Annotated in this window: 9 protein-coding genes; 2 read left to right on the top strand and 7 right to left on the bottom strand. The window is 53.6% G+C overall.

Features of this window, described 5'->3' with window-relative positions:
• Nucleotides 1–688: 688 nt before the first annotated feature.
• From CPT76_RS26365 to CPT76_RS26345, 5 genes are all read right to left on the bottom strand, one after another.
• The gene (locus CPT76_RS26365; RefSeq protein WP_105445019.1) at nt 689–1,204 is read right to left on the bottom strand and encodes a mismatch-specific DNA-glycosylase; all 516 of its coding nucleotides are present in this window, start codon (nt 1,202–1,204) and stop codon (nt 689–691) included.
• 24 nt (nt 1,205–1,228) lie between these two features.
• Nucleotides 1,229–2,083, bottom strand: a complete 855-nt coding sequence (locus tag CPT76_RS26360) for a MurR/RpiR family transcriptional regulator (protein ID WP_089550357.1) — start codon at nt 2,081–2,083, stop codon at nt 1,229–1,231.
• Nucleotides 2,084–2,267: 184 nt separating this feature from the next.
• Complete coding sequence (locus CPT76_RS26355) at nt 2,268–3,113, bottom strand: NAD-dependent epimerase/dehydratase family protein (RefSeq protein ID WP_105445018.1); 846 nt, start codon at nt 3,111–3,113, stop codon at nt 2,268–2,270.
• Nucleotides 3,114–3,158: 45 nt separating this feature from the next.
• Nucleotides 3,159–3,461: an NAD-dependent epimerase/dehydratase family protein gene (locus CPT76_RS26350; protein ID WP_146116429.1), complete on the bottom strand. Its 303-nt coding sequence runs from the start codon at nt 3,459–3,461 to the stop codon at nt 3,159–3,161.
• Between the two features lie 153 nt (nt 3,462–3,614).
• The gene (locus CPT76_RS26345) at nt 3,615–4,100 is read right to left on the bottom strand and encodes an NAD-dependent epimerase/dehydratase family protein (protein ID WP_105445016.1); all 486 of its coding nucleotides are present in this window, start codon (nt 4,098–4,100) and stop codon (nt 3,615–3,617) included.
• Between the two features lie 170 nt (nt 4,101–4,270).
• On the opposite strand from CPT76_RS26345, the gene CPT76_RS26340 reads away from it, so the two are divergent.
• The gene (locus CPT76_RS26340) at nt 4,271–5,110 is read left to right on the top strand and encodes a helix-turn-helix transcriptional regulator (protein ID WP_105445015.1); all 840 of its coding nucleotides are present in this window, start codon (nt 4,271–4,273) and stop codon (nt 5,108–5,110) included.
• 104 nt (nt 5,111–5,214) lie between these two features.
• On the opposite strand, the gene CPT76_RS26335 is transcribed toward CPT76_RS26340, so the two are convergent.
• Together CPT76_RS26335 and CPT76_RS26330 are read right to left on the bottom strand one after the other, a co-directional pair.
• Nucleotides 5,215–6,309: a hemolysin family protein gene (locus CPT76_RS26335; protein WP_258168831.1), complete on the bottom strand. Its 1,095-nt coding sequence runs from the start codon at nt 6,307–6,309 to the stop codon at nt 5,215–5,217.
• 852 nt (nt 6,310–7,161) lie between these two features.
• Nucleotides 7,162–9,408: an ATP-binding cassette domain-containing protein gene (locus CPT76_RS26330; RefSeq protein ID WP_219845475.1), complete on the bottom strand. Its 2,247-nt coding sequence runs from the start codon at nt 9,406–9,408 to the stop codon at nt 7,162–7,164.
• A 93-nt stretch (nt 9,409–9,501) separates the two neighbouring features.
• On the opposite strand from CPT76_RS26330, the gene CPT76_RS26325 reads away from it, so the two are divergent.
• Nucleotides 9,502–9,845 (top strand): helix-turn-helix transcriptional regulator (locus CPT76_RS26325; RefSeq protein ID WP_146116440.1); only part of this gene is annotated, 344 nt, incomplete at its 3' end.

The raw sequence follows: 9,845 nt of genomic DNA, 5'->3' as shown, positions 1-9,845 counted from the left end.
ACTGCAGGAGCCGTTCCATTTTCTTCAGAGCGAGATATTCGTCATCAACAAGAATAATCTTCAAGGTCTATGCGTTCTCCTTTCAGGCCATTTCGAACATGCCGTCTTCTAATGATGCGATTATGTGCTGGAGTCAGATCATGTACGACAATACCGCAAGCAGCCCCGCAAAAAAGCTTCATCACAGAGCTGCTCCACGATTACCCAATTCGAGAGTATCATTAATTCGGCATCGATTCAATTCGTTTAGTAAATTAGTGAATTTAAGTACGGAGGACAAACGACCTTTAACTGTAAAACGCGATATTGATCAATTTTATAATTAAAGCAATGACGACAAGAAATGACGAGGTATACGCGAGTTGGTTCAGTTTTTGATCTTCTGCGGACTGCCGGCGCCTCTTTTTCGGACGAAGCTTTCTTTTGGCGTCATTCCTTTTGGTGAGTCTCCTTGTGGTGAGGTTCCTTTTGGACATATTGGAAATCCTCCATTATCTGAGGTGTCACGCTGTAAAGGCAGTGCCGGCTGTCTTCACGCTCAGCACCTTATTCTACTTATATGTAGATGAAAGGACAATGGGAACTATCTGTGTCATCTCTTGTTCACTTGTCTCGTTACCCGCAGGTTTTGAACGCAAAAAAGCAGGGCTTCTACTGAGCTTCGCCTGCTTCGATGGGGCGGTGCAAGTCAGGATCCCTGCTTCTCTATAAACTCCGCCAGCTGGCGGTAAATTCCGACGATCTCCTCCATCGGCATCCGTACGAGTCCGCTTGAGCTGGGGGCCACAAACTCATGAATTTCCGGGATGACGGGGTCCGGCTGAAATCCCCAATCCACCTTGGAGCGCCGGCTGTATTCCCTGTACACGCCTTTGCCGACAAAACAGGCGATCCGCGGCAGATACTGCCGCAGTTTTCTCCGGAGAATCTCCCTTCCCTCCGCGTACTCCTGCCGCTCGATATCGTCCACGCCCCGGGTCGGTCTTGCCACAATATTCGTGAAACCGTAACCGAGCTTCAGAAGGTCCTGGTCCTCCGAAGCATCGTACAGCCTCGGCGTCAGCCCCGAGCGGTGCAAAATACGGTAAAAATTGTTCCGCGGGTTAGCGTAATGGTGCCCGGTTTCTCCGGACTGCAGGCTGGGATTAAAGCCGATAAACAGGATGGACAAGCCATCATCGAGATGATCTGGTACCTCGGGCATCCTCATCCCCTCCTTTATTTCCGGTTAGTACAATTTATCCGATGTCGCTTTGGCCGTGATCTCCCGGTACTTCAGCGCTTCATCCTTCATTCGCAAAGATACGGCGACGTTCAGCATGTCGATGACGGCCAGCTGGGACATTTTCGCCGACAAAGAGCTTCCCTGAAGCGGATTCTCCCGGCCTACCATAATCAGCACGATGTCCGCCACCTTCGTAATCGGGGAACGGGCGTTGCTCGTAATCGCAATAATGCGGGCACCCGCCTTTTTCGCCAAATTCAAATTGTCGATCGTATCCTTGGTGCTGCCGGAGATGGACAAGCCTACGGCTACGTCGCTGCTCGTCATAAGCGAAGCGCCCATCGCCTGAAAATGGGTATCCGCGACCGCCGTACTCCGCTTGCCGATCCGGGCAAAGCTGTGAGCGCCCTGCATCGCCGTCAGGCCCGAGGACCCCACTCCAAAAAAGTGGATGGACGATGCGCTTAGCAGGCACTCAATCGCCTTGCTCAGCTGCTCCCCATTGATCAGCTCGCGCGTCTGGTCGAGGGTCTGGATGTGCGTACCGATAATTTTCTGGCTGAGCGTGACCGCGTCGTCATCCTCGGAAATCTCTTTATGAATATGGTCCGTCGGCTTCACCAGATCCTGCGCCAAAGACAGCTTGAAGTCCTGAAAGCCTTGAAACTTCAGCTTGCGGCAGAAGCGGAGCACCGTCGTTTCCCCAACATCCGCCTTCTCGGCGAGCTCTGTCACCGATTCATAGATAATATCCTGGGCATGCTCCAAAATGTACTGGGCTACCTTCTGCTCGGTTTTCGTCAGTCCGTTCAGATGGCTGCGGATGCTCAGCAGGGTCTTTCCCATTTCCTGCACCATGGACACTTGTATCTTCCCCTTCCTCTTTTAAGCCGGTTCGCGGTTGTTAACCTGCACTCATTTTAGGAGATAAATTCCCAAATCATAAATAATGGAGGTTAATTTCTCCAACAACAATACAACTTTATTGTATAGGCAAAAAAAGAGGATTGCAAGCCGAAGGGATGGGGAAGCGGGGCATGCACTAAAGGGCCCCTTCATTCAGCGCACGGTACAGCGAAGGGTAATTGGGCCTAAACCCCAACTGCTCACGGATTTTGGTTGTATCAACAAGCTGCAGCCAGGAAGGATCCACAGTTCGGCTGACCGCATCCGCCGGCATCGTCTCGTTGTGTATGCTCAAGACTTCCGCCGCCGAGACCGGCTGGTCATCCGCCACATTAAAAATTTGCCCCTTCGCCCGGGACGATTTGATCCCCAACATGACGGCCTGCGCCACATCCGCATGATGCACCAAATGAATCCGCTGGGCCGGATGCCAGTTCCGGAACCACCGCATCCCCTCCTCCAGGTGAGGATCCCCGTCTCCATAGACAAAGGCCAGACGGAGTATGCACAGTCCCAGCCCCCGGCTGCGGTGAAGCTGCAACAATTCGCGTTCGGCAGCGGCTTTGGTGAGCGGATAAGGACCTGCGGGATCAGGAAGATCCGTTTCATTAAAATACCTTTCGTCCGTCCCGGGGCCGTACACCAAGTTGGTACTCGCATAAATGAAGCGCGGAACACCTGCAGCCAGTGCCGCATCGGCCAAAGCGATCGTCCCCTCCATATTCACGGCACGGGATACCTCGGGGGCAACTCCGCGGAATGCAGCCGCGAGATGGATAATGGCATCTTTGTGCGTAACAGCCTCCCTTAACGTTTGCCGTTGCAGCAGATCGCCGGTTATGATTTCAGCGCCTCGCCGCTGAAGGTCCCGGGCAAGCTCCGGATTACGGACCAGTACACTGACGGAATAGCCTTGATCCAACAGCCGCGGCACCAGGCGGCTCCCAACGCGGCCAGTTGCTCCCGTTATCAAAATTTTCATGTCATGACTCCTTTGCGTCGATATAATATAGATACATCTATGGGATTAAAAAGGGTTACCATCCCTTAACCAAGCAGCATATTCGGCAATCGCAAGATCCAGGGTATATCGGGGCTGCCATCCCAGCTCCTCATAAATCCGGGAAATGTCCATGGCAGGATACTGCGGTCCGTCTCCCTTCCCGGGGCGCAGCTCCAGTCTCGCGTCCGGTACGACCCTCAGAATGGCTTCGACCATCTGTTTATGGGTCGTTACCTGCCCGGTTCCGATGTTGTAGACGGAATGGGCCAGAGACGGGGCCGTCTGCAGCTGGGCCAGCGCCTCAGCCGTGTCCGTGACATAGGCCACGTCCATACCTTCTTCTTCGTAGGGGAGCAGTCCTCCCCGCAAATAAGACGACAATGGTAAGCCATTAACGGCCGCGTGAACGGCCTGGGCCGGCAGGAAGGTACAGTCCGCGGGCCAGCGGGCCGTAGGCGGAAAAGCGGGCGCTGACCACCTCTAGTCCGGCTTGCCGGGATAAAAATCGCCTATCGTCTCCGTCACTTTCTTGTAAGCCGTCATCGGATAGGGAGCCTGTACTGGCAAAGTGTCGTCCTCCCGCCACAACGGCATCTCCACTCCCGCGTAGACCGCGATGGAACTGGCAAGGACGACACGTCTCACCTCTAACCGGCTGCCGCACTCCAGAACATGGAGCAGGCTTTGCACGGTTTGTTGCGTCCCCTCTGCGGGCGGCACGTTCATACGGGGAGACGCCAGATGCATAAGCCCGGTGACCGCGTGCTTTTTTCCTGCTCCCAGCAGGGATTCCGCTTGAAGCACGTCCACCGTCTCGATAAACAGCCTTTTGTTCAAATAGGGGACAAGAAAAGACGGCAGACGGTCGTCGCGATAACGGGTAATGATAACGTCTTCGCCGAGATCAAGGAGGGCGCGGGCGGCATGGAGGCCGATGAAACCCATCCCTCCGGTAATCATGATCATATGCTTGATTCCTCCTTACAGTCGTAACGCCGCCGGGCCCTATCGCGGATCGATACATCCAGCTAAGCATCCGGAAGGTCGTTCTCCAACATTATGAATCATTCAAAAAAGCGCTGCCCTCCTGTGCGTAACGTACCATTGGCAGTGTCAGGATAAGGAGGTTTTGCTGCATGAATGAAGCATCGGCCGGATTCACATTGGGCGCGTTTTTGCGCGCACGCCGGGAGCAGCTGCATCCATCGGATGTGGGTTTACCCTCACTGGGCAGGCGCCGGACCCCGGGACTCCGCCGCGAAGAAGTGGCTCAGCTCGCGCATATCGGTATATCATGGTATACCGCTCTCGAGCAGGACAGGCAGACAAATCCGTCCGACCAGGTGCTGGACAGCCTGGCCCGGGCATTAAAGCTGAATGAATATGAGCGGGAGTATCTGCATCGACTTGTCAAAGCGCAGGATTCCGCGGGAACGAATGAAGCACAGCTCCTTCCTGCCGGGCTGGAGAGAATGGTCCGGTCTCTAGACCCGAATCCGGCGCTGGTCATAGACCGAAAATGGGATCTGCTCGTATGGAACCGCGCCGCCGAGCTCGTATTCCATCTGCCCGTGTTCACGGACCATACCGCCAGGCCAAACTGGCTGATACGGTTCCTGACTGAATCCACCCGGCGCATGAGCGAAGCGGAGCGGGACGAGAAGGTGCAGATCATGATTGCAAGGTTCCGGGCGGATTGTGCCCGCTACCCGGGAGATCTCGATGTGCAGGCGCTTATTCAGGAGCTGCTGGAAACGAGTGAACTGTTCCGGTTCTACTGGGGCCGCCAGGACATCAGCCAGGCATCGGATTGTTACAAACGGTGGGAGGTTGCCGGGATCGGCCTGCTGGAATTCGAGTATATCAACCTCCAGCCTTCGGGTAGACCGGATTTGCAGCTGATGGTGTATACGGCAAGTCCGGCCGCGTATGAGCGGCTGGGGGAGATGGTGCGAGAAGTGTATGAGGGTTATTAGAGCAACAAAGGGCCTCCGGCTTTCCCGAAAGGCCCTCTTACGTTTGTCTTCGTCACTCCCAAGCTCACCACTCACCACTGTATAGAGCTCCTAAACTCAAACCGTTAGTCCTCCCCTGCTTCCGGCAGCTCCGGCTCGGGTTCGTGCTTAACGACCTCGATCTCCCGGATCATCGGTCCTTCCATGCGCCGAATGGCAAATTCGCAGTCGTCCTGCCGGATGACATCCCCTTCGGCAAGATCGAACTTTTGCGACAGCAGCCAGCCGCCGATCGTGTACACTTCGTCCCCCGCCGGGATATTGGTCCCCAGCTTTTTGTTCACGTCATGGATGAGGGCTTGCGGCTGAAAGCGGTAGCGGTTGTCCTCCAGCTTCGTGATCAGCAGGGATCCCGCAGGCTGCGGGCCGCCCGAACCCGAAGGAATATCTCCCACAATCTCCTCCAGAATATCCTCCAGCGTGACCAGACCCGACGTGCCCCCGTACTCGTCCATCAGCACCGCCATATTGATGCCCGCCTTCTGCATCTGAGCCAGCAAATCTCTCGCCTGAACGGTTTCTATCACCTGCAGAACCGGACGGATAAAAGGCGTAATCTTCTCGTCTTCGCCGGTTACGCGCCGGACGACTTGATGCAGCATTTCCTTAACGTGGATAATCCCGGTTACGCGGTCCTTATCTCCATCTACCGCAACCGGCAGGTAATTGAACGTTTTGCTCTCGATGGCATCCAGGACATCCCGGACCGTCGCATTATGGGAGACGTAACGGATGGAAGTCCGCGGCACCATGATTTCCCGTGCGTCCCGCTCGTCGAAATCAAAGACGTTGTTGAGGTAGCGGTACTCGGTCGGCGTAATTTCGCCGCTGCGATACCCTTCGGTGAGCGCAAAACGGAGCTCAGCTTCGCTTAATGCGGCGTCTTCCTCCGATATGGGCTTAACCCCGAAGATGCCGGTAATGACGCGCGAGGAACGGCTCAATATCCAGTTGAAGGGATACGTGATTTTGTAAAAAATAATCAGCGGACGGGCGAAAAACAATGCCATCGGTTCAGCGATCTGGATCGCAAAGCTTTTCGGCACGAGTTCCCCGATCACAACTTCAAAGTAGGTCAGGATCAAAAAGGCGATAATGAACGACACGACGCTCTCCACCGACTCGGGCGTATGCATGAGCTCAAACAGCGGATGGATCATTCGCTCCACGGTGGATTACTCTGACCCGGATCACTGAATATTCGGAGGCGACGAAGAACGCGGTTAATGCGATGAGCAGAACAACGAATATGATTTTCACAATTTCCACAGCATTTCCTTACCCTGCGCCTTGGGCGGCGGTGAGCGGCCAGGATAAGGAGCACCTCCTTTATGTTCAACGGATGAATAATCTCTTGGAATGTATATACCCAATTTTGAGGGGGAACGCATGGACTTAGGATGGACGATGCGGGGATGAATATACCCGGACTTCGACTCTTGATGCGTGGGAACGGGCTGTGACTTCAACATTTGATGCGTGGGAACGGGTCAGCCGCTGATTGAATTCGGCCCGGGTAGACCTGAGATATGAAGATACTTGGACTTCGACTTTTGGCGCGTGGGAGGAACGGGCATGGGCTTCAACCACTTTGAATTCGGCTCGGGTAGACCTGAGATGTGGAGATGCCGTGACTTCGACTTTTAGCGCGTGGGAGGAACGGGCATTGGGCTTCAGCCGCTGTTGAATTCGTGTTGTTTGGGATTCTATTAGGTGGTCACAACACGAATTCAAAGGCGGCACGTAAACTTTACGCCTCAATCCCCTTTTCCTCCGGGTGTAGCTGTTGCAGAAGAAACAGACCTAAAGAAAAAAAGACCATCAACATACTATTAAGAAGCCAAGCCGCGTTTTATCGAAAATTTCTTTTACATGAGAAAGCCTATATCTCTTTACGTATACTTCTTAAACCAGAAAAATCCCGACAATTCGTAGAATCGTCGGGATCCTCTTACACCATGAATTTCCTCCGGTACATTTGAATCAAACGTCCTTTGAACCAAGCGTCCTCGCTAAAGCCCTAAATACCTTCCAGTAATCGAGGCGCTGCAATCGATACTATCTTTCGGTATGCCTTCAAACATCACCTGGCCGCCTTCTTCTCCGGCCCCAGGGCCGAGGTCGATCATCCAGTCAGCCTGACGGATCACCTGCAAATTGTGCTCGATCACGATCAAGGTGCTGCCCCGCTCCACGAGGCGGTTCATGAGGCCGATCAGGAGCTCGACATCAGACATATGCAGTCCGGTGGTCGGCTCGTCCAGGACATACAGGGTCCCTTCTCCCTCCAGCTCCGCGGCCAGCTTGGCCCGCTGCAGTTCGCCCCCTGATAACGTACTCAGAGGTTGTCCTAAGGTCAAATAACCGAGTCCAACTTCCTTTAATCGTTTGAGCGGCGCCTCAATTTCTTTTTCATGAAACACGTTGAGCGCATCCTCCACGGTCATGGTCAGAACGTCGCTGATGCTTTTCCCGCGGAACCGATAGGACAGTACCTGTTCTGTATAACGCTTTCCCTTGCATGCTTCGCAGATGCTGGAGACCGTATCCATAAAGGCGAGATCGGTAGATATGATCCCCAAGCCCTTACAGTGGGGACAAGCTCCTTCGGAGTTGAAGCTGAACAGCGAAGCGTTAACGCGGTTTTCCTTGGCGAACAAAGTTCTGATCGTGTCGAAGATGTCCGTATAGGTGGCCAGATTGGACCGGTTGGAGGCGTGGATCGCGCCTTGGTCAATGAAAATCGCCTCGGGGTAGTACCTCGGAAGAACCTGACGGATCAGCGTGCTTTTTCCGGATCCCGCTACTCCGGTAACAACGGTCATCACGCCGGCCGGAATTCGAACGCTAATATCTTTGAGATTATTTATCGTCGCATGCTCGATGGCGAGCCAACCGTCAGGCTTCCTGACCTCCCTTTTGAAGTCAAGGTTACGGTTTAAGTACCCGGCAGTTAATGTCGGGGATGACAGCAGCTCATGAAAGCTCCCCTGAAATACGACCTCTCCACCGTGGGTTCCGGCACGCGGCCCCATTTCAACAATATAGTCGGCAATCTGGATCACATCCGGATCATGCTCCACAATCAGAACGGTGTTGCCTTTATCCCGCAGCTGCTTAAGCAATCGGTTGATGGTGTTGACATCATGCGGATGGAGTCCAATGCTGGGCTCGTCAAAAATATACAGCAAATCGGATAAGCTGCTGCCGAGCTGACGCACCATCTTGATCCGCTGCGATTCACCGCCCGACAGGCTTGGTGTTTCGCGATTCATGCTTAAATAGCCAAGGCCTACCGCCAGCAAATTGCCAAGGCGCTTGACGATTTCGTCCGTCACCGTCTGTACTTCAGGCTCGCGGATGGAACGTATAAACCTGATAAGCTCGCTAACCTGCATCCCCGCACAATCGGCAATGCTTTTTCCGTTAATTTTACAGGACAACACGCGTGGGTTCAGGCGGCCGCCGCGGCATGAAGCGCACAGCTTCTCGCTCACGATGCGGTCGATCGCCTCCTGATATCTTTTCGCATCTCTCGAATCCTTATATAAATAAGTACGTTTAATGCGCGGAATGACCCCTTCATAGAGTGACGTCGGCGGCCACCCCTCCGTTGGATTTGGCGGCTTGAACCCGCTTTTATGGAGCAGCGTGTCCATCTCCTCATCCGTATAATCCTTCAGCTTTTTGTCGTTATCGAACAGGCCGGTGCACACGTACCTTTTCCACCTGACGTCGCCGGGCATGAAGGTCGGGAACAGAATAGCCCCCTCGTTAAGCGATTTTTCCCTATCGATCAACCGGTCGACGTTGATGTCTTTCGCTTTCCCCAAGCCTTCGCATTCCGGGCACATGCCCTGAGGGTTGTTAAAGGAAAACACGTCGGAATATCCGACGAAAGGAGTGCCGATCCGGGAAAACAACAACCGCAGCAGCGCATAAATATCCGTGACCGTGCCGACGGTAGATCTCGCATTCCCGCCGATCCTTTTTTGATTCATGACGATCACCGCCGGTAAATGCTCAATGGCATCCACCTCCGGTTGACCATAATGAGGGAGCCGGTTGCGGATGAAGCTGGAGTACGATTCGTTGAATTGCCGCTGCGACTCCGCTGCGATCGTATCGAAAACAAGCGCCGATTTGCCGGAGCCGGATACGCCTACAAATACCGTAATCTGCTTTTTGGGGATCGTCACATGAACTCCCTTCAGATTTTTTTCTCTTCCGCCGACGACGCGAATGTCATCTTCTTTGATCATGTGGATTCCTCCTCTTGCGATTTGTATAAAATAGTATATGCTAAAACCATGCCAGAAACTGTCATGGTTAAGTCAAGAGGAGGAGCATTTGTGAGCAAAGCCAAATTACTGTTTGATTTAATCCTGTATGTCAATGCCAAACGAAGTTTTACCGCACAGGATGTCGCGAATGATTTTGGCATTTCTGTCCGAACGGCGCACCGCTATCTTACGGATATTGCCGATATGGGCGTCCCGCTTTATACGGAACCAGGAAGAAGCGGTGGTTACCGGGTACTCCCCAACCGGACACTGCCGCCGATCATGTTTAATGAGGAAGAAGCGTTTGCTATCTTTTTTGCTTTTCAGGCATTGAAGTACTATCAATCGCTTCCTTTTGATATTCATATCGATTCCGTCTCCCGCAAGCTGTACGCAAGCCTGCCTGACGATAC

It is taken from the genome of Paenibacillus sp. AR247 (genome assembly GCF_002968895.1).
Classification (GTDB): Bacteria; Bacillota; Bacilli; order Paenibacillales; family Paenibacillaceae; genus Paenibacillus_AQ; species Paenibacillus_AQ favisporus.
The sequence above is the reverse complement of the archived record's forward strand: the minus strand, read 5'-3'. Positions and strand labels throughout refer to the sequence as shown.

Excerpts from the sequence above, each read along its gene's own strand:
- CPT76_RS26365 (WP_105445019.1), bottom strand. The coding sequence starts at position 1,204 with ATGCCCGAGGTACCAGATCATCTCGATGATGGCTTGTCCATCCTGTTT.
- CPT76_RS26360 (WP_089550357.1), bottom strand. The coding sequence starts at position 2,083 with ATGGTGCAGGAAATGGGAAAGACCCTGCTGAGCATCCGCAGCCATCTG.
- CPT76_RS26355 (WP_105445018.1), bottom strand. The coding sequence starts at position 3,113 with ATGAAAATTTTGATAACGGGAGCAACTGGCCGCGTTGGGAGCCGCCTG.
- CPT76_RS26345 (WP_105445016.1), bottom strand. The coding sequence starts at position 4,100 with ATGATCATGATTACCGGAGGGATGGGTTTCATCGGCCTCCATGCCGCC.
- CPT76_RS26340 (WP_105445015.1), top strand. The coding sequence starts at position 4,271 with ATGAATGAAGCATCGGCCGGATTCACATTGGGCGCGTTTTTGCGCGCA.
- CPT76_RS26335 (WP_258168831.1), bottom strand. The coding sequence starts at position 6,309 with ATGATCCATCCGCTGTTTGAGCTCATGCATACGCCCGAGTCGGTGGAG.